Raw genomic sequence first — 18,140 nt, 5'->3', positions numbered from 1 at the left:
CGGAAGCGGTGTTTAGCGCGTTTCCTTGTGCGCCTGGTGCTTGCCGCAGTTCGGGCAGAACTTCTTCATCTCCAGGCGGTCCGGGTCGTTGCGCCGGTTCTTCTTGGTGATGTAGTTGCGGTGCTTGCAGACCTCGCACGCCAGCGTGATCTTCGGTCGCACGTCAGTTGCAGCCACAGCGAAACCTTTCTAACGTCCCGGGTTTCCCGGCTCTCGCCGGGTCCGGGGGCTCGCCCCCGGCTGGGGTCTGGGGCTGGGCCCCAGGGTGGTGGCGGAAGCGATTGTCGGCGCTTTCGCCGACGCACTTCCGCCGTCGCGTAGCGGTGGCCGGACTTGAACCGACGACACAGCGATTATGAGCCGCTTGCTCTACCAACTGAGCTACACCGCCTGGCACGGAACTAGGCCACGATACGCCTAGCCAGTATCGCGGCCTGATCCACGAGCCCCTTTACGGAATCGAACCGTAGACCTTCTCCTTACCATGGAGACGCTCTGCCGACTGAGCTAAAGGGGCGTTGTCGTTCGGGACCCGTCCCTGGCGACGAGGAGTACTTTACACAGACCCGGTTCAAGCTCCAAAACCGGGGGTGGCCTCAGGTCAGGAGAGTGAGCACCATCTCGTCGCGCATGCCCTTGGCCTGCGTCGTCCGCGCCTGCAGCCAGGCCTCCAGCCTGCTCTCCGACAGCGGCCGGGAGATCAGGTAGCCCTGCGCGACGTCGCAGCCCATGGCGGTCAGCTGGTCGCGCGCGAGGTCGTCCTCGACGCCCTCGGCGACGACCGTCAGGCCGAGCGAGTGGCCGAGCTCGACGATCGAGCGGACCACGGCGTGGTCGCCGAGGTCGGTGCCCATGCCGAGCACGAAGCTCTTGTCGATCTTGACCTCGTCGACCGGGAGCTGGCGCAGGTACGCCAGCGACGAGTAGCCGGTGCCGAAGTCGTCGACGGCCAGCACGACGCCTAACGCGTGCAGGGCGCGCAGGACCGGCAACGCGCGCTGCGGGTCGGCCATGACGCCGGACTCGGTCAGCTCCAGCGTCAGCAGCTCCGGCGGCACGTCGTGGCGGGCCAGCGCGTCGGCCACGCGGTCGGGGAAGGTGGCGTCGTCGAGGCTGCGCACCGAGAGGTTCACCGCGGCGGAGATCCGCAGGCCGCGGTCGAGCCACTTGCGGACCCGGCACAGCGCCTGGTCCATGACGAACCCGGTCAGCGCGTCGACGAGACCGGCAGCCTCGACCGCGGGGACGAACTCGTCCGGGTCGAGCTTGCCGAACTCCGGGTGCCGCCAGCGCACGAGCGCCTCCACACCGAGCACCTGGCGGCTCGGCAGGGCGACCTTGGGCTGGTAGTGCACCTTGACCTGGCCGGTCTCCAGCGCCTGCCGGAACTGGGTGACCAGCTGGAAGCGGCGCAGGAAGATCTGGCCCATCGTGGGCAGGTACTCGCGCACGGCCTCGCCGGAGGAGCGGGCGGCGCGCAGGGCGACGTCGGCGCGCTGGAGCAGGGCCTCGATGTCGAGCTCGGCGCCCTCGGCGTCGGCGGTGTGCGGGCTGGCGTAGCCGACGACCGAGCCCGCCTCGACGGTGAGCCGGTCGACCGGGTACGGCGCGGTGAGGTCGCGGCGCAGGCGCTCGGCGGACTCCTGCAGGCGCTCGGCGTCCCCGGCGAGGTCGCAGTCGGCGAGCAGGATGGCGAACGCGCCGCCCTCCAGCCGGGCCAGCGGGACCTCCGGGCCGAGCGCGTCGCGCAGTCGGCGCCCGGCGGCGACGATCATCCGGTCGCTCCAGGCGTAGCCGAGGGCGTCGCTGACGGCGGGCAGCACGTCGAGGTCGATGCGCAGGACGACGGAGTCGGGCTTGCGGCGCAGCAGGTCGCCCGCGGTGCGGCGGAAGCCGGGCCGGTTGAGCAGGCCGGTCAGCGGGTCGTGGTAGGCGTCGTGGCGCAGGGTGGCCAGCAGCCGCCGGTTGTCCAGCGCGGTGGCCAGGTGGCTGGCCATGGTGCCGATCATCCGGACGTCGGCCTGGCCGAAGCCGCGCCAGCGGGAGAGCTTGTCGTGCGCCTCGACGACGCCGAGCAGGTGGTTGGCGCTGCGCAGCGGGGCGACCAGCGCCTCGTCGACGCCGCGGCGCAGCAGGCCCTGGCGGATCTCCGGGACCGAGTCGACGCGGCGGAAGTGGCGCACGTGCGAGCCGGGCAGCCGCAGCAGGGCGTCGGCGCGCGGGCCGGTGGCGTCGAGGTCGACGGTGTCGGCCGGGAGGTCGTCGCCGGAGACGATCACGTGCATCGGGGCCTGCGGCTCGAACCGCAGCCGCAGCACGACCCGGGCGGCGCCGAGCTGGTCCTTGACCCGGTCGGCGATGACCTGCCACTCGTCGGCGTCGGTGACGTCGGCGCCCTCGGTCGGGTCGGCCACGCCCAGCGACGGGCGGGCGGCTGCCTGGTGGCCGGAGCGGGCGACCATGAGGCTGACCTCGGAGAGCGCCTCCAGGTCGCGCTGCTCGCGCAGCAGGCCGGAGTAGGCGATGTAGAGCGCGCTGAGACCGGCCAGGGCCAGCACCAGCAGCGGCCAGCCCCACTCGGCGTGCACGGCGACCTGGTAGCCGACGACGCCGACGGAGGCGTTCACCAGGCCGAGGACGGTAGTGCGCAGGAACAGCCGGGCCGCGGCGCCGACGCGCATCCTGCGGCCGAGGATGCGCACGCAGACCAGCGCGAGCGCGGTGGACGACAGCGGCGCGGCCAGCGCGCCCGCGACGACGCCGGTCCAGGCCGGGGCGACGCCGCTCAGCATGTCGTTGAGCCAGGTGGCGACGGCGAACGCGGCGCAGATCTCGAAGATCATGGCGCCCGCGTTGTAGAGGATGCGGTCCTGCACGCGCCGGATCAGCAGCGTGCCCACCCCGGCGAGCAGGTGCGCGGCGAGCACTACCTCGAATGGCGCAACGAAGAGCCCGATGACCAGCGGGATCTCACAGAACGTGATCGACCACGACACGCCGCTGCGCACGTCGACGTTGATCGCCAGCTGCTCGGCCAGCAGGAAGCCCAGGGCCAGCAGCAACCCGACCCAGACGGTCTGGTTCTCCGGCTGCGGCAGCCACCAGGAGAGCAACCCCGCGGTGACGAGGGCGGACACCAGGACGAGCACGGAGAAGGCCAGGAACGAGCGGTTCGGGGCTTCCTCGGCCTGCCAGTTCTGGGCTTCGGCCTGCGGTTCGGCGGTGGTCTGCCCAGGGTGGTCCGACATGCGACCTCCTCGGGCGGCGTGGTGGGCGACGGCGGGGAAACTGTACCCCGATCAGGCGACGGTGGCACGTGTCGTGATTACCCGCGGACACCATCTCCGTGATCGTCCAGCTTGTGGACGGCCGTGATTCGCCCGGCTGTTTATTCATGATCCCCTCCCGGGGTTACATGGGGCCATGGATGTCGACGCGATCGTTGCCGAGCACGCGGCCCGGGTCGCCGCGCTCGATCCGCTGCTGCCTGAGCAGGCCGCGCCCAGGGAGTCCGGGCGCATCGCGCACGGCGGCGCGGTGGGCGCGGCGTCGTACCAGGAGTCGCCGGAGAGCACCGCCATGCGCACGTGGTTCCCGGCGCGCAGGCACCGGCTGGACGTGCGGGTGGCGGGCCCGGACCCGGTGGACGACCTCGGCCGGGTCCTGGACCGGTGGCTGGCGGGCCTGGCCCCGGTGACGCCGGGCGACCTGGACTGCGCCGCCGAGGTGGAACTGCCCAGCCGCGACACCGCGGCCCTGCCCGCGCTCATCCGCCGCGGCTTCGTGCCGGTCTCGGTGACCGCCGTGCGGCGGGCGGGCCGACCGGCCGCCGTCCCGGGCCCCGGGGTGCGGGCGTGCACGCCCGACGACCTGGCCGCGATGGTGGCCTTGAACATGGAGGTCGTCGAGTACGACGCGCAGTTCGGGAAGATCACCCCGCGCGCCGACACCAGGGAGGCGCTGACCAACAGCCTGCGGCACGGGCTGAGCGCGCCGACGACGCTGTCGTGGCTGGCCGAGCGGGACGGCGCGGCGGTGGGCCTGGCGACCGTCCAGCTCCCGCCGAGCGCCGAGTGGGTGCAGGGCTGCACGTCGGTGTCGCCGGTCGGGTACCTGGAGACGATGTCGGTCGCCGAGGCCGTGCGCGGCTCCGGGATCGGCGGCGCCCTGGTCGGGCACGCCCTCGCGGCCCTGGACGCGGCCGCGCCGCTGTCGGTGCTGCACCACGCGCTGCCGAACCCGCGCTCGACGCCGTTCTGGTACCGGCACGGCTACCGTCCGCTGTGGACGATGTGGTCGCGGCGGCCCGCTATCGCCTGACGGCGACCTCGGCGCCGAGGAACCGCCCGAGGTCGGCGGCCTCGTCCCGGTAGACCGCCCGGTCGCCCGGGGCGTCGACCTCGATCACGTGCTCGTTCAGCAGCTTCCACGTGCCGACGACCTCGCCGTCGACCAGGACGACGGGCATGACCATGCCGCCTCGCGTGATCAGCTCGGCGAGCCGCTGGGGGACGATCAGCTCGCGGTCGGCGTGGCCGAGCAGGTAGTCGTCGAAGTGGCTGAGCAGGCGGACCGACGGGCCGGGATCGCGCGGCTCCGGAGCGGTGGCCCGGGCGAACCCGGCGCGGGCCTTGGTCAGCGGCAGGCCGGACCACGCGGCGAGGTCCTCGGCCGTGGCGTGCGCGTGGCCGTCGAGGTAGCGCTGGGCGAGGCGGGCGAGCGCGGTGTCCTCGTCGACGGGGTCGGGTTGGAACCGGACGTAGGTGGGCTCGCGGTCGGTGCGATCGGGGCCGCGCACGATCGCGCCGGTCATGGCCGCGTAGGCGATCAGGTGGATCGGGGCCTGGGTCTTGGGGTCGAGGTCGATGCCCGCTGCGCTCAGGACCTCGACGATCCGCGCGCGGGTCACCGGCGTGGCTGCGGCCTCGGCGATGACGTCGACGCCGCGGGCGCAGAGGTCGTCGGTGAGGCCGAGGGCCTTCCGCCTGCCCCGGCCCGCGTGGGCGAAGCGGGGGCCGAGCAGGCCCACGACCCAGGCGACGTCCTCGCGGGCGAGGACGTGCAGGGTCCCGCGCATGGCCCAGGTGCGCACGAGGTCGCCGTCCGCGTGCGCCTTGTCGACGTCGTGCCTCGTCAGGCCGTGCGTGCGGGCGCGGATGGCGAGGCGGGCGGCGCGGACGTCCTGCGACTGCAGGGCGAGGACCCGACGGACCGCCGCGACCGCGTCGGCGGGCCGCTCGCCGGCCAGGCCCTGCGCGGCCGTGCGGTGCCTGCGCCGCTCAGCGGGCGAACAGCCGGGACTCATCGGCGAAGGCCTTGAACTCCAGCGCGTTGCCCGCCGGGTCGCGCAGGAACATCGTCCACTGCTCCCCCGGCTGCCCCTCGAACCGGACGTAGGGCTCGATGACGAACGCGGTCCCCGCCGCCCGCAGCCGGGCCGCCAGCTCGTGGAAGGCGGGGACGTCGAGCACCAGGCCGAAGTGCGGGACGGGCACGCCGTGGCCGTCGACGGGGTTGCTCGCCTCGTCCGCGCGGGGCGCGAGGTGGGTGACGAGCTGGTGTCCGCGCAGGTCCCAGTCGATCCAGCTGTCGCTCTCGCGGCCCTGCGGGCAGCCGAGCAGCCCGCCGTAGAACGCGCGCGCCGCGGCCAGGTCGTCGACGGGGATGGCGAGGTGGAAGGCGGGACGCATACCGCCGACAGTAACGGCTGGGCAACGGCGGCCGGGGGCGGCAACCTTTTCCCGGGCCGCTCGGTCTAGGGGGTGAGCGGAGGGGAGGTGGGGACGGCGTGCGCGCTGAGCCGGAGTTCGACGAGTTCGTGCGGGAGCGCTATCCCCAGCTCCTGCGCTACGCCGTCATGCTCACCGGCAGGCAGTGGGACGCCGAGGAGGTCGTCCAGGAGGCCCTGCTGCGCTGCCTGAAGCGGTGGCGGCGGGTGCCAGCGGAGAACGCCGTCGCCTACGTCCGCAAAGCGATCTACCACGAGTTCCTGCGCGCGGCCAAGAAGGCCACCCCGGTGGCGCCGGAGGAGATCGCGGAGCAGCTCGACCTGACCGACGTCGCCGGGTCGGTCGCCAGCCGCGACCACGTGCTGCTGGTGCTGCAGAAGCTGCCGCCGCGCCAGCGCGCAGCGGTGGTCGCCCGGTTCGTGCTGGACCTCTCCGAGGCCCAGGCCGCCGTCGAGCTGGGCTGCACCGTCGGCACGGTCAAGTCGCTGACCAGCCGGGGCGTGGCGCGGATGAAGGAGCTGTGGGCGGCGGACGAGGCCGTCGTCGGGGGTTGGCCGGGCGTCGACCGGGAGTCGGGGAGGAGGGGGACATGACCGTTGACGAGCAGGACCCCGCCGTGGTGCGACTGCGCCGGGAGTCGGGTTCGGTGGTGGTCGCCCCGCCCAGGGTGGACACGGTGCTGCGGCGGGTGCACGAGCGCCGCCGCGAGCAGCGGCAACACCGCATTCAAGCGTTTGCGGCCCTGAGCGTCGTGCTGATCGCGGTGGCAGGCGCGTTGCTGGTCAACCGGGACTGGGGCCAGGACGTGGTGACCCCGCTGGCGGCCGCGCCGATCGCCGAGTGGCCGCTGCGCGGCTCCCTCGCGGGCGACCGCGACCTGCTCGCCAGGGCGGAGGAGACCTGGCGGCAGAGCCCGCACCGGCCGTCGGGGGCGGTGCGGGCGGTGTTCGCCGGGTCTCCGCCGTACTCGGGGACCGCGAACTTCGCGGTGGTGGCGATGGTGTCCGCCGAGGGGTCGGTCGCCTTCGTCACCACCCCCGCGGGCCGACAGATCGATATGTCGACACTGCTGCTGCGGGCGGTGGCGCCCGTGGAGGCGGGCGCGCCCGCGATCGGGTTCATCGCCGCCCGGCCGGACCCGCGCGACGAGGTGGCGGGCATCGCGTTCGGGCTGGCCGCGCCCACCCTGTCGGCCCCCAACCTGGTGTCATCGGCGCTGGACTACTCCCTCGGCGACGGCAACCACCACGTCGACGGCGCGTTCTGGGCGCAGGTGGCGCAGCCGGTCGCCGCCTGGAACAGCCGCCTCGACCTGGGCGCGCTCGGCGCAGTGGACCCGGCGGCGGGGACCGCCGACCCGGTGTCGCGGGTCGGGCTGCGCCGGACCGACCAGGGGCTGGTCGCCGACGGCGCGAGCGAGGGCGACCTCATCGCGACCCGCGACGGCGCGCTGGGCGTGGTCGGCCCGTCAGGCGTGCTGGACACCGATCTGAGCGCGCTGGGCGAGTGGGGAACCGCGGTCGTCCCCTACAACAATGTCGTCGGCACGCTGACCGACGACGGCGAGTTCCGTCCCGACGGGATCGTCTACCCGGACAACCGGGTCGTGCTCGTGCGGGAGGACGTCACCGTCACGCTCGGCACCGTGGCACCCGACGGCGCGGCATGGCGGCTGGTCCGCGCGGCCGACCCGGCAGCGGCGCCCGCCACGGGATGGCGGGTGGGCCTGCCGTGACCCACCCGTCGACATCCCTACTGCGAGGCCCAGCCGTCGCCCCAGACCCCGTTGCTGCCGCCCCAGTCCTTGGTGAGCCGGAAGTAGTGCTCGTGGTACGGGTAGAGGCCGGTCCAGCAGTACCCGTAGTAGTTGCCGTTGACCGAGTAGCGCACGGTCGGGCCGACCTTGGTGTCGGTGCCGTAGGCGTTCCACATCTCGACGCGGATTTCCCGGCCGTACCAGGTCGGGTCCGAGCTGCCGGTCCCGCGCAGGTTCACGCAGGCGCGTCCGCTGTAGGACGGCCAGAACGTCCGCGAGGACAGGCTGTACGCGAAGCTGAAACCGAAGTTGAAGGGCAGGTACACCCCTTGCACGGTCATCTCGTCCGCGGCGACGACCTCCCCCTCGCGGAGCTCGTATGTCGGCGCTCCCGGGATTGGGCCACCGTCCACCCGAGGCGCGATCGGGGGCTCCTTCCCCGGCCGGTTCGGCGGATCGGCATGGGCGGCCGGAGCCACTGACATGACCGCGATAAGGCTGCACAGAATGGGCAGTAAGCGCCGCTTGACTCTCATGGCCATCGACTCCCGCAAGATCATTCCCGGACGTTGGGGAAATTTAACCAGCTCGCTCGATTTCAACGCCCGTCTTTCGGGTGACGACGCCGCCACCTGCTCTTTTCGTCTCCTGACGAACCTGCCGAACGGCCCAATGGGCAGCGCCGAAAAGAGCAGTCGAATCACGCTCGGATACGGTGAATAAGAATCCCGATTTCACTGTTGCTTAGCCAGAATTCCCCCGCCACCGCCCTCACGCGCGCGGGGGTCCGAGGGGCCCGGGCGCCGCTTGCAGGGAGCGCGCCCGGGTCCCGCCCACCGGGACGGGGAAGTCCCCGGACCACCGGGTCCGGGGACTTCCCCTGTCGCACGGGTCAGGCCGATCGGTATTCGTCGTGCCTGCGGAACCACAGCCCGGTCTCATTGCGGCCGAGCGGGGCCCGGTCGAGCCACTGGTACATGCCCCACAGGCCATCGATGCCGCGCTCGTAGGCGGAGTAGGTGTGGTAGACCACGCCGTCCTCCAGGGCGAACGCGCTCACGCCCGGGCCCTCGCGCCGATAGGTCTCCCAGTCGGTGCCGACGGTCGCGGCGATTTCCAGGTCCAACCCGCGGAAGTCCCGCTTGCGGAAGTTGTACTCGACCTCACCCGCCCGCCACTCCTCCTCGGTGTGCGCGGCGTGGAAGTCGTAGTTGAAGTCGCTGGCGAAGGACGAGGCCCACGGGAACGACCAGCCCATGCGCTTCTTGTACTCCCGCAGCCGGGGCAGCGGCGCCCGCGACACCGCGCACAGCGTGACGTCGTGGTTGGCCAGGTGGACGACCGACCCGTCGAACCCGTCGGCCACCGCCGAACACGACGGACAGCCCGCAGCGTACTCGGGGGCGAACATGAAGTGGTAGACCAACAGCTGCGAACGACCCTGGAAGAGATCGGCCAGTGACGCCTCCCCCTCGTCGGTGTCGAAGCGGTAGTCCTTCTCCACCCTGACCCAGGGCAACTCCCGCCTGCGCCGCGCCAACTCGTCGCTGCGCCTGGTTAACTCCTTCTCCTCCGCCAGCAACTCCAGCCGGGCGGCCAGCCATTCCGCACGTGTTCCGGTCCTGCGCATCTCTTCTCCCCATCGCTTGTCTCACCGACCCCGACGACGCACTTGGCCACCGCCGGTCCCACTTCGCGGCGAACGCCGCCCGCTCCCACCCTCGACGCAACCAAGGGTTGCACATCGAGACACGGTTGCGCAACCATCGGTTGCGCAATCTCGTCGCTGATGAAGGCTGACGCCGCATCGGTCGTGCGCACACGAAAGTCCCCGGCGGGCCTCGGCCCACCGGGGACTCCTCACTTCACCGCGTGACGAGAACCGGCATCAGGTGCACATCGTCCGGGACGAAGAACCCGCCACGCGATCTCTCACGGTCATCCCGCTGATGGTCTTACCGTCCGACGGCCTCACGTCGAGCACACCTGACGCGTGGGCGACCACCAGGTCCGCGAGAAGCCGCCGTGCCGCATGGTCACCCGCGCCTGGACATAGGTCCCGCACGGGTAATTCAGGGTCGGCGCGAAACACGACGCGCTGTCGTAGATGCCGAGCGCGCTTTCGTAGCAGAAGCGGTCGTAGATGAGGCTTCCGTCCTTGTAAAGCATGACGTGCGGAGCCTCGATGACGTGCGCGACCGGCTCGTTGTTGAATGCGTGCGCGACCGCTTGGACACTGTTCCCGTTGACGACGACGCACGCCTCGCCGCGGGCGTTGTACCCGTCGTTCAGCCAGGATTGGGAGGCGCAGTGAAACTTGTTGTCAGAATACAACTCCTGCCAGTAGGGATCAGCGGCCGCTGGCGCCGCCATAGCCACCACGTTCGCGAACAGCAGCGCAGCCGCGAATGCGATAATTCTCATCAGAACCCCAGAATGTAGAATGAAATCGGCCGTCCTTGCCCTGCTGGCAACCTCGCGCCTCCCGACTAGCTGTCACGGGGCATAAGCAGGGGTGTTCTCGAGCAGTCAGCCTCAGGTGACGCAGGCCGTTTTCGTCGGCGACCAGATTTCCTTCGGTGTCACACCGTGGTACAGCGTCACGAAAGCCTGCACGTACGTCCCGCAGGGGTAGGAGTTGGTAGGGGCATAACAATTCGCCCCCTCACCGGCGGCGAGGTTGCTCCGGTAGCAGTGACGGTCGTAGATGAGCTGGCCGTTCACGTACAACTTCACGTCGGTCGCTTCGATCTCGTGGGGCACGTTCTCGTAGTTGATCGCGGTTGCCACGGCTTGCACGCTGTTTCCATTGACTACGATGCAGGCGCGCCCCACCGCGTTGTAACCCACGTCGTGCCAGTCCTCGTCCCGATCGGTGCAATGGAACTTCAAGGTGAACAAGTACACCTGCCAATATGGATCAGCCGAAGCCGAGCCGGTCATGGACAGGAGGTTCACAAACGCCAACAAGGCCGCGACGACCAATGCTCTGCCACTCAACCTGCGCTTCGCGCGCACAGTCCCTCCAACAGTGAAGTTGAACCCCAGCAGGACTTTCGAAGGCTAACACGTCGTAATTCCCCACGACACTTTCTGGATCGATTTCCACACAATCAGCCCACCCTGGCGGCCAAATGGGTCATCGGTGACGGCACTCTACGTACGGATAGTCTGACCTGCCCGAAGACTCGATAATCGCAGGTGCCCGAGTAATGACCATCGTGACACCCATACGAGACGGCATCCCGACGACGAGCAGAGCCCCGACGGCGCCAAGAGGGGCTAGGCACCCCAGGGCAGGCCACAGGGTCGCCCAGTGCGTGCCACCCCCGGGCGCCAGCCGTATGACATGAGAAGCCCCCGTGACCGCTGGTCACAGGGGCTTCTGCGCTGGTGTGGCGGGTAGAGGATTCGAACCTCTGTAGCTTTCGCGACGGATTTACAGTCCGCTCCCATTGGCCGCTCGGGCAACCCGCCGGGGTCCGGTGCGTGCCGGACGGGGGAAACCATACCCAATCGGTCTGGGCGGGTTCCAGCGGGGGACCCCTGGGGGCGGCGGTAGCATCGGCCACCCACTCGGTTTCAGGCGTGGAGGTGCGAGGCACGTGGCGGACCCGTCGTTCGACGTGGTGAGCAAGGTGGATCGGCAGGAGGTCGACAACGCGTTGAACCAGGCGGCCAAGGAGTTGGCGACGCGGTTCGACTTCCGGAACACCGGGGCGGAGGTGGCCTGGGCCGGGGAGGAGGCCATCTCGTTCCAGGCCGAGACCGAGGAGCGGTGCAAGGCGGCGATCGAGGTCTTCAAGGAGAAGCTGATCAAGCGCGGCATCTCGCAGAAGGCGTTCGACATCGGCGACCCGGCGCTGTCCGGCAAGGTGCACAAGGTCACCGGCACGCTGGTGCAGGGCATCTCCAGCGAGAAGGCCAAGGAGATCGCCAAGAAGATCCGCGACGAGGGCCCCAAGGGCGTCCAGGCCCAGATCCAGGGCGACCAGCTGCGCGTCTCGGGCAAGAAGAAGGACCACCTGCAGGACGTCATCGCCCTGCTGAAGGCAGCGGACTTCGGGATCGCGCTGCAATTCACCAACTACCGGTAACACCGCACGCTGAGAGCGGATAACCCAGTCGGCGCGGGCGCATGGTGACCTCCTAGGAGAGGAGGACACCATGCGTGACACCGTGGCGCGGGCGGGCCACCTTGGTCTGGCCGAGATCGACCGGCGGTTGGCGTGTGCCAACCAGGCCATCGACCTGGCGCTGGCGATGCGCGACCGGGCCCGGTTCCACCGGGCCTGCGACGTGCGGGCCGACTTGCTCACACTTCGGGCCGAACGGGAGCGGCTGGAGGCGGCGGGGGAGCCAGAATCGATCTGGTGACCTTACGAGGGGAGTTGGGATGAAGGGCATCGTCCTCGCCGGGGGCAGCGGCACCCGATTGCACCCGATCACGCAGGCGGTGTCCAAGCAGCTCCTGCCCGTCTACGACAAGCCGATGGTCTACTACCCGCTCTCGGTGCTGATGCTGGCGGGCATCCGGGACGTGCTGATCATCTCCACGCCCGTCGACCTGCCGAACTTCAAGCGGCTGCTGGGCGACGGCGCGCGGCTGGGGATGCGCTTCTCCTACGCGGTGCAGCCCGAGCCGAACGGGCTGGCCGAGGCGTTCATCATCGGGGCGGACTTCATCGGCGACGACGACGTCGCGCTGGTGCTGGGGGACAACATCTTCTCCGGCCACCGCTTCACCGAGCAGCTGCAGGAGTGCGTGGCGACCCTCGACGGCGCCACGCTGTTCGGCTACCGCGTCAAGGACCCCGAGCGCTACGGCGTGGGCGAGGTCGACGCCGAGGGCAGGCTGGTCTCCATCGAGGAGAAGCCCGCAGCGCCCCGGTCGAACCGGGCCATCACCGGGCTCTACTTCTACGACAACCAGGTCGTGAAGATCGCCAGGGGGCTGACCCCGTCGGCGCGGGGCGAGCTGGAGATCACCGACGTCAACCTGGAGTACCTGCGGCAGGGCCGGGCCAAGCTGGTCGACCTCGGCCGCGGGTTCGCCTGGCTGGACACCGGCACGCACGACTCGCTGCTGGAGGCCGGGCAGTTCGTGCAGACCCTGGAGCACCGGACCGGCGTGCGGGTGGCCTGCATCGAGGAGATCGCCCTCGAACAGGGCTTCATCACCCCGGACGAGTGCCTGGCCCTGGGCCGGGAGCTGGCCAAGTCCGGCTACGGCGAGTACGTCATGAGCGTGGCGCGGGCCGCGGGCGCAACCGGCTGACCCGCTCGTCGATCGGCGGGTGCGTGGCGAAGCGCCGGGCCAGCGCCGAGTCGGCGGGGAACGGGTTCACGACCATCAGGTGGGCCTGGGCGACCAGCGCGGGAGCGGGCGCCAGCGGCGCGGCGCGGGTGCCCGCGTCCAGCTTGCGCAGGGCGGCCACGAGGGCGTCGGCGTCGCCGGTCAGCCTCACGGCGTCGGCGTCGGCGCGGAACTCGCGGGAGCGGCTGATGGCGAGCCGGACGACGAGCGCGGCGACCGGGCCGAGCACGGCGACGGCGAGCGCGCCCCACAGCCCGTCGTCGTCATCGTCGCCGCCGACGAGCGCGGCCGCGCCCCCGACCACGGCGATGATGCCCGCGAGCGCCCCGGCGACGCTGGCGACCAGCGTGTCGCGGCGGTGCACGTGCGCCACCTCGTGGGCCAGGACGGCGCGGAGCTCGCGGTCGTCGAGCAGCTCCAGCAGCCCGGTCGTGCAGCACACGGCGGCGCTGCGGGGGCCGCGGCCGACGGCGAAGGCGTTCGGCGCGGCGGTGGCGCTGACGTAGAGCCGGGGCATGGGCTTGCGGGAGGTCGTCGCCAGCTCGCGGACGATGGCGTAGAGCCGGGGGTGCTCGGCCTGCGACACCGGCCGCGCCCGCATGGCGCGCAGGGCTATCCGGTCGGCCGCGCCGAGCGCGTAGGCGACGAGGAGGGCCGCGGCGGCGAGCGCGAGCCAGACGGCGTCGAACAGCGCGCCGACGAGGAGGAGCAGCGCGCTGATCCCGCTGAGCAGCAAGGCGGTCCGCATGCGATTCCTCCTCCCGGTCCGGTGTACCAACGGATCGCGGCGGCGCCTAGTTCCCGCTCTCGCCGCGCCGCCAGTAGGTGGTGGGGCGCACACGGGCGCGCGGGTAGCCGCGGTCGTCGAGCAGATGCGAGCGCACGGCGAGCATCGCCGCGCGCTCGCCCGCCATCCAGACCTCCGGCAGGCCGGGGGGCAGGTCGGCGGCGCGGATGGCGTCCACGAGCACGGTGCTCTCCCCCGCCGGGACGCCGTCGCGGTGCAGCCAGGTGACGCCGTCGACGGGCTGTTCCTCGGCCGCGTCGGCGACCTCGACGAAGGCGCGCACGGGCTTGTCCACCTCGCGCAGGATGGCGGCGATGGCGGGCAGGGCGGTCTCGTCGCCTGCGAGCAGGTACCAGTCGGCGTCCGGGTCGGGCCGGTAGGCGGGCGAGGGGCCGACGAAGATCATCTCGTCGCCCGGCCGGACGCGCGCTGCCCACGCCGACGCCGGGCCGCTGTCGCCGTGCAGGACGAAGTCGAAGTCGACCTCGTCGCCGTCGTGCCTGGCCAGGGTGTATGTCCTGGTCAGCGGGCGGACCTGGGACCAGCGGGCGCGGGCGTCGGCGAGCGTGTCGGGCAGCTCGGCGCCCTCGGGGTAGAGGTAGAGCATGACGTTCTGGTCGGTCCGGACGTCGTCGAGCGCCTTGAGCGACTCGTGCTTGACGGTGACCCTGGCCATCTTCGGCGTGACGCGGGTCACGGCCGCGACGGGGACCCGCCAGAGGCGGGGCTCGGGCCTGCGGGAACGCCTGCGGGGGTGGTCTGTGCTCATCGGTTCTCATGGTCGCGCGCGGCTTGCGGGCTGGCCAAACCCGGGTACTGTTCGTTCGTACGAACAAGGGAGTGGACATGGCCGGTCTCGCCGAATCCGCGCAACTGCTCTCCGACGGCTTGACGACGTCGTCCGACCTGGTCGGCAAGGCCCTCAAGGCCGCGACGGACAGCGACCTGAACGCCTTCCGGCTGCTGCGCGCGTCCGAGGCGCTGGTCGAGGCGAAGGCCGCGGACGAGCGCCTGGCGGCCGGTGAGCGGCTGCCGCTGCTCGGCGTGCCGATCGCCATCAAGGACGACGTCGACCTGGCGGGCGCGCCCACGGCGTTCGGCTGCGCTGGCGACTTCCCGGTCGCGGAGGCCGACTGCGAGCTGGTGCGGCGGGTGAAGGCCGCGGGCGCGGTGATCATCGGCAAGACGAACACCCCGGAGTTCGGCCAGTGGCCGGTGACCGAGGGCAGCTTCGGCGCGACCCGCAACCCGTGGAACCCCGACTACAGCCCCGGCGGGTCGTCGGGCGGCTCGGCCGCGGCGGTCGCGGCGGGGATCGTCCCGGCGGCGGTGGGCTCCGACGGCGCGGGCTCCATCCGGATCCCGGCCGCGTGGACGAACCTGGTGGGCATCAAGCCGACCCGGGGGCTGGTGCCGACCGCGCCGGAACCGGAGCTGTTCCACGGCCTGACGACGTCGGGCCCGCTGGCGCGGACGGTGGCCGACGCCGCGCTGCTGCTGGACGTGCTGACCGGCGGCGACTACTCGGCGGCGGTGACGGCGCCTGTGCGGCCGTTGCGCATCGCGCTGTCCATGCGGCCCGCGTTCACGGCGTTCCGCGTGCGCGTGGACCCGGACGTGCGGGCGGCGGTGTACGCGGTGGCGCGGACGCTGATGTCGCTGGGGCACTCGGTGTCGGTCGCGGACCCGGCGTACGGGCTGATCGGGCTCAGCTTCCTGCCGCGGTCCTTCGGCGGCATCCACGACTGGACGCGGCGGGTGCCGGACGCGGCGCTGCTGGACGCGCGCACCCGGCACAACGGCCGCGTCGGCAGGCTCCTGGGCCACGGCCTGGGCGCCTCCCGGGCCACGCTCGGGTTCTTCGCGCGCCGGATCGGGGCGGTCTTCACCGAGTTCGACGTCGTGCTGACCCCGACGACGGCGACGCCGCCGCTGCCCGTCGGCAGCATCGACGGCCTGCCCGGCTGGCGCACCGACCGGCGGGTGGTGACGGCGTGCCCGTTCGCGTGGCCGTGGAACGTGCTGGGCTGGCCGGGGGTGAACGTGCCCGCCGGGTTCACGCCGTCGGGACTGCCGGTGGGGGCGCAGCTGCTCGGGCCCGCCGACAGCGAGCCGCTGCTGATCTCGCTGGCCGCGCAGCTGGAGGCGGCGTCGGACTGGGCGGCGACACGTCCGCCCATACGATGACCGGCATGGGCGACACCCGCACCGAGATCCTCCGCGCGACGCTCCGGGTCATCGGCGCGGAGGGCGTCGCCGGGGTGACCAACCGCCGCATCGCCCGCGAGGCGGGGGTGTCGCTGGGGTCGATCACCTACCACTTCGACACGCAGACCTCGCTGCTGCGGGAGACGATGCTGCTGTTCGTCGCCGAGGAGACCGCGCGGCTGGCCTCGGTCGCCGAGGCGCACCGGTCGGTGATCTCGGTGGACGACGCCGCGGCGCTGGTGGAGCGGATCGTCGAGAGCACGGCGTTCGGCAGCGAGGAGATCGCGCCCCTGGAGCTCTACATCCACGCGGGCCGCGACGCGTCGCTGCGCGAGGCCGCCGCGACCTGCTTCGCCGCCTACGACGCCCTGGCGACCGCGGTGCTCTCCGCGCTCGGTGTGCCGGACCCGGCCCGAATGGCCGGTCCCGTGGTGGCGCTGATCGCGGGTCTGCAGCTGCGCCGCCTGGCCACGGGGACGTCCGGCCCGACGACGGTCGCGGACGCGCTGCGCCTGCTCGTGGCCGCCTAGCGCCTGCGGTTGAGCGTCGGCCAGGTGGCCAGGGGCGGGACCACCCCGGTGGACAGCTCGACGATCGTCTCCTGGGTGGCGCAGGCGTCGCAGATCGCGATGCAGCCGTCGCTGGTGGCCATGGACGCGCTCGCCCACTCCCCCTGCGGGCCGCGGCCGCACCGGGGGCAGAAGCAGGCGGCGACGAGGTTCTCGATGTCCCTGGCGAACTTCTCCACGAGCCCGATGCTCAACCGCCCGTACCCGATGAGCGCGGTCGCCACGCAGTCCCTATGCACAGCCCCGATTCTGGCCGCGCACCCCGTCCCACCAGCGCAGACGCCCGGCGGAGCGGGTCGAGTCCAGCCGATGGGGTGACCGGGGGGTTGATGGAAAGCGGCTCCCAGGGCGATCACCGGGAGCCGCTTTCCCGTCCGGGGTCGATCAGCCGCGCAGTTCCATCGTGCAGCACTTGGGGCCGCCGCCGGACTTGCGCAGTTCCGAGATGTCCACGGGGAGGACGGTGTAGCCGTTGGCCTGGAGCTCGGTGATCAGGTGGGTGGACTCCTGGGCGATCACCACGTTGCGGCCGTCGGAGACGGCGTTGAGGCCCAGGCAGGCGGCGTCGGCCTCGGTGGCGCGGATGGCGTCGGGGAAGAGGCGGGCGAGGACGCGCTGGGTCCCTGCGGAGAACGCCTCCGGGTAGTACGCGATGTGGGCGGGTCGGGTGGCGGTGGCCTCGGAGAGGACGACCAGGGCGACGTCGAGGTGGTAGTAGCGGGGGTCGACCAGCTGCAGCGACACCACGGGGACGCCGAGGACCTCCTGGGCCTCGGCGTGCGCGGCCGGGTCGGTGCGGTAGCCGGTGCCCGCCAGCAGGAGCGAGCCGGTCCAGGCGAAGTCGCCCTCGGCCTCGTTGATCCGCGACGGCATGGTCACGTCGCGGTAGCCCGCCTCCAGGAACCAGCGGCGGTAGTGGTCGGCCTCGGCGGAGCGCTGGGCGGCGCGGAAGCGGGCGCCGAGCACGCGGCCGTCGATGACGGTGCCGGAGTTGGCGCTGAAGACCATGTCGGGCAGGCCGGGCACGGGCTCGATCGTCTCGACGGTGTGGCCGAGGGACTCGTACACCGACTTGAGCGCTGTCCACTGCGCGATGGCCAGATCGGTGTCCACCGGCTTGCTGGGGTCCATCCACGGGTTGATCACGTACTCGACGGTGAAGTGCCGCGGTTCGCACATGAGGTAGCGCCGGGTGGTGGGCACGCGCTCGGCCACCGAGAGGACGACCTGGGGGGACGCAGTGGTCATGGATCGAAATGTATGGGCGAGGTATACCCGCGAACAACGTCGCTGCGTTGCGGATAGAGCTACATAATGTTGCGTATGGATGCCATTGATCAGCGGATCGTTGCGCAGCTCGTGAAGGACGCGCGGTCCAGCTACGCCGAGATCGGCAAGGCGGTCTCGCTCTCCGCGCCCGCCGTGAAGCGGCGGGTGGACCGGTTGCTGGAGGCCGGGGTGCTGAAGGGGTTCACCGCGGTGGTCAACCCGGAGGCGCTGGGCTGGGGCACCGAGGCGTTCGTCGAGGTGTTCTGCGACAGCAACGTCTCCCCCGACCGCATCCGCCAGCGGCTGGAGCCGCTGCCCGAGGTCGTCGCCGCCTACACCGTCTCCGGCGCGGCCGACGCGATAGTGCACCTGCGCGCGGCGAACATCCACCACCTCGAGGACGCGCTGGAGCGGCTGCGCGCGGTGGACATGGTGTCCAGGACCATCTCCACCGTGGTGCTTTCCACACTCCTCGAACGCCTGCCCGCGCCGGAACCTCAGTAGG

At 71.5% G+C, this 18,140-nt stretch carries 22 protein-coding genes and 3 tRNA genes; 10 read left to right on the top strand and 15 right to left on the bottom strand.

Annotation, left to right across the window (positions count from 1 at the left end; genetic code table 11):
- Positions 1-12 precede the first annotated feature (12 nt).
- The 4 genes from rpmG to IEY98_RS07330 form a co-directional block, all read right to left on the bottom strand.
- A complete protein-coding gene (rpmG, locus tag IEY98_RS07345; protein ID WP_189209457.1) occupies positions 13-177 on the bottom strand; it encodes a 50S ribosomal protein L33 in 165 nt (54 codons plus the stop codon).
- 141 nt (positions 178-318) lie between these two features.
- A tRNA-Met gene (locus tag IEY98_RS07340) sits at positions 319-391 on the bottom strand.
- 53 nt (positions 392-444) lie between these two features.
- Positions 445-517 (bottom strand) — tRNA-Thr (locus IEY98_RS07335).
- A gap of 79 nt (positions 518-596) precedes the next feature.
- Positions 597-3,248: a putative bifunctional diguanylate cyclase/phosphodiesterase gene (locus IEY98_RS07330; protein ID WP_189209456.1), complete on the bottom strand. Its 2,652-nt coding sequence runs from the start codon at positions 3,246-3,248 to the stop codon at positions 597-599.
- Between the two features lie 175 nt (positions 3,249-3,423).
- On the opposite strand from IEY98_RS07330, the gene IEY98_RS07325 reads away from it, so the two are divergent.
- Positions 3,424-4,320 (top strand): GNAT family N-acetyltransferase, encoded by an 897-nt coding sequence (locus IEY98_RS07325; protein ID WP_189209455.1) that lies wholly within the window; start codon positions 3,424-3,426, stop codon positions 4,318-4,320.
- On the opposite strand, the gene IEY98_RS07320 is transcribed toward IEY98_RS07325, so the two are convergent.
- Together IEY98_RS07320 and IEY98_RS07315 are read right to left on the bottom strand one after the other, a co-directional pair.
- Positions 4,310-5,305 carry a winged helix DNA-binding domain-containing protein gene (locus IEY98_RS07320; protein WP_189209454.1) on the bottom strand — a complete coding sequence of 332 codons (996 nt, stop codon included), beginning with the start codon at positions 5,303-5,305 and terminating at the stop codon, positions 4,310-4,312. The two genes, IEY98_RS07325 and IEY98_RS07320, sit on opposite strands and share 11 nt — an antisense overlap.
- The gene (locus IEY98_RS07315) at positions 5,280-5,690 is read right to left on the bottom strand and encodes a VOC family protein (protein WP_189209453.1); all 411 of its coding nucleotides are present in this window, start codon (positions 5,688-5,690) and stop codon (positions 5,280-5,282) included. The genes IEY98_RS07320 and IEY98_RS07315 overlap by 26 nt, the downstream gene beginning before the upstream one ends.
- A gap of 98 nt (positions 5,691-5,788) precedes the next feature.
- Between IEY98_RS07315 and IEY98_RS07310 the strand changes: the two genes are divergently transcribed.
- Both IEY98_RS07310 and IEY98_RS07305 read left to right on the top strand, forming a co-directional pair.
- Positions 5,789-6,322 (top strand): SigE family RNA polymerase sigma factor, encoded by a 534-nt coding sequence (locus IEY98_RS07310; protein ID WP_189209452.1) that lies wholly within the window; start codon positions 5,789-5,791, stop codon positions 6,320-6,322.
- Entirely contained in the window at positions 6,319-7,464 is a 1,146-nt protein-coding gene (locus IEY98_RS07305) for a hypothetical protein (RefSeq protein ID WP_189209451.1), read from the top strand. Before IEY98_RS07310 ends, IEY98_RS07305 begins: the two co-directional genes overlap by 4 nt.
- A 17-nt stretch (positions 7,465-7,481) precedes the next feature.
- On the opposite strand, the gene IEY98_RS07300 is transcribed toward IEY98_RS07305, so the two are convergent.
- Complete coding sequence (locus tag IEY98_RS07300; protein WP_189209450.1) at positions 7,482-7,898, bottom strand: hypothetical protein; 417 nt, start codon at positions 7,896-7,898, stop codon at positions 7,482-7,484.
- 94 nt (positions 7,899-7,992) lie between these two features.
- Between IEY98_RS07300 and IEY98_RS07295 the strand changes: the two genes are divergently transcribed.
- Entirely contained in the window at positions 7,993-8,208 is a 216-nt protein-coding gene (locus tag IEY98_RS07295) for a hypothetical protein (RefSeq protein ID WP_189209449.1), read from the top strand.
- A gap of 169 nt (positions 8,209-8,377) precedes the next feature.
- Here the strand turns inward: IEY98_RS07295 and IEY98_RS07290 are convergent, their stop codons facing one another.
- The 4 genes from IEY98_RS07290 to IEY98_RS07275 form a co-directional block, all read right to left on the bottom strand.
- Positions 8,378-9,115, bottom strand: a complete 738-nt coding sequence (locus IEY98_RS07290) for a DUF899 domain-containing protein (RefSeq protein ID WP_189209448.1) — start codon at positions 9,113-9,115, stop codon at positions 8,378-8,380.
- A gap of 341 nt (positions 9,116-9,456) precedes the next feature.
- Positions 9,457-9,909 carry a hypothetical protein gene (locus IEY98_RS07285; RefSeq protein WP_189209447.1) on the bottom strand — a complete coding sequence of 151 codons (453 nt, stop codon included), beginning with the start codon at positions 9,907-9,909 and terminating at the stop codon, positions 9,457-9,459.
- Positions 9,910-10,020: 111 nt separating this feature from the next.
- Positions 10,021-10,503, bottom strand: coding sequence for a hypothetical protein (locus IEY98_RS07280; RefSeq protein WP_189209446.1), 483 nt, complete (start codon positions 10,501-10,503; stop codon positions 10,021-10,023).
- A 378-nt stretch (positions 10,504-10,881) separates the two neighbouring features.
- Positions 10,882-10,962 (bottom strand) — tRNA-Tyr (locus IEY98_RS07275).
- 128 nt (positions 10,963-11,090) lie between these two features.
- On the opposite strand from IEY98_RS07275, the gene IEY98_RS07270 reads away from it, so the two are divergent.
- From IEY98_RS07270 to rfbA, 3 genes are all read left to right on the top strand, one after another.
- Complete coding sequence (locus IEY98_RS07270; protein ID WP_189209445.1) at positions 11,091-11,582, top strand: YajQ family cyclic di-GMP-binding protein; 492 nt, start codon at positions 11,091-11,093, stop codon at positions 11,580-11,582.
- Positions 11,583-11,652: 70 nt separating this feature from the next.
- On the top strand, positions 11,653-11,862 hold the full coding sequence (locus IEY98_RS07265; RefSeq protein ID WP_189209444.1) for a hypothetical protein: 210 nt from the start codon (positions 11,653-11,655) through the stop codon (positions 11,860-11,862).
- 19 nt (positions 11,863-11,881) lie between these two features.
- Positions 11,882-12,763, top strand: a complete 882-nt coding sequence (rfbA, locus tag IEY98_RS07260; RefSeq protein ID WP_189209443.1) for a glucose-1-phosphate thymidylyltransferase RfbA — start codon at positions 11,882-11,884, stop codon at positions 12,761-12,763.
- On the opposite strand, the gene IEY98_RS07255 is transcribed toward rfbA, so the two are convergent.
- Positions 12,726-13,550, bottom strand: coding sequence for a M48 family metalloprotease (locus IEY98_RS07255; protein ID WP_189209442.1), 825 nt, complete (start codon positions 13,548-13,550; stop codon positions 12,726-12,728). The two genes, rfbA and IEY98_RS07255, sit on opposite strands and share 38 nt — an antisense overlap.
- Positions 13,551-13,596: 46 nt before the next feature.
- Positions 13,597-14,358, bottom strand: a complete 762-nt coding sequence (locus IEY98_RS07250) for a siderophore-interacting protein (RefSeq protein WP_189209441.1) — start codon at positions 14,356-14,358, stop codon at positions 13,597-13,599.
- 8 nt (positions 14,359-14,366) lie between these two features.
- Here IEY98_RS07250 and IEY98_RS07245 point away from each other — a divergent pair, with 8 nt between their 5' ends.
- Complete coding sequence (locus tag IEY98_RS07245) at positions 14,367-15,776, top strand: amidase (RefSeq protein WP_373292338.1); 1,410 nt, start codon at positions 14,367-14,369, stop codon at positions 15,774-15,776.
- Positions 15,777-15,781: 5 nt separating this feature from the next.
- Positions 15,782-16,327 (top strand): TetR/AcrR family transcriptional regulator, encoded by a 546-nt coding sequence (locus IEY98_RS07240; RefSeq protein ID WP_229786657.1) that lies wholly within the window; start codon positions 15,782-15,784, stop codon positions 16,325-16,327.
- Here IEY98_RS07240 and IEY98_RS07235 read toward each other — a convergent pair.
- Both IEY98_RS07235 and ddaH read right to left on the bottom strand, forming a co-directional pair.
- Positions 16,324-16,605 (bottom strand): hypothetical protein, encoded by a 282-nt coding sequence (locus IEY98_RS07235; protein WP_189209438.1) that lies wholly within the window; start codon positions 16,603-16,605, stop codon positions 16,324-16,326. The genes IEY98_RS07240 and IEY98_RS07235 overlap by 4 nt on opposite strands.
- A 145-nt stretch (positions 16,606-16,750) precedes the next feature.
- Positions 16,751-17,614 carry a dimethylargininase gene (gene ddaH / locus IEY98_RS07230; protein ID WP_373292336.1) on the bottom strand — a complete coding sequence of 288 codons (864 nt, stop codon included), beginning with the start codon at positions 17,612-17,614 and terminating at the stop codon, positions 16,751-16,753.
- A gap of 75 nt (positions 17,615-17,689) precedes the next feature.
- On the opposite strand from ddaH, the gene IEY98_RS07225 reads away from it, so the two are divergent.
- The gene (locus IEY98_RS07225; RefSeq protein ID WP_189209437.1) at positions 17,690-18,139 is read left to right on the top strand and encodes an Lrp/AsnC family transcriptional regulator; all 450 of its coding nucleotides are present in this window, start codon (positions 17,690-17,692) and stop codon (positions 18,137-18,139) included.
- The last annotated feature ends 1 nt before the right edge of the window (position 18,140 follow it).

It is taken from the genome of Actinokineospora fastidiosa (genome assembly GCF_014648415.1).
GTDB classification, from domain to species: domain Bacteria; phylum Actinomycetota; class Actinomycetes; order Mycobacteriales; family Pseudonocardiaceae; genus Actinokineospora; species Actinokineospora fastidiosa.
Note: the sequence above shows the minus strand (reverse complement) of the source record. Positions and strands in the feature narration are given on the sequence as shown.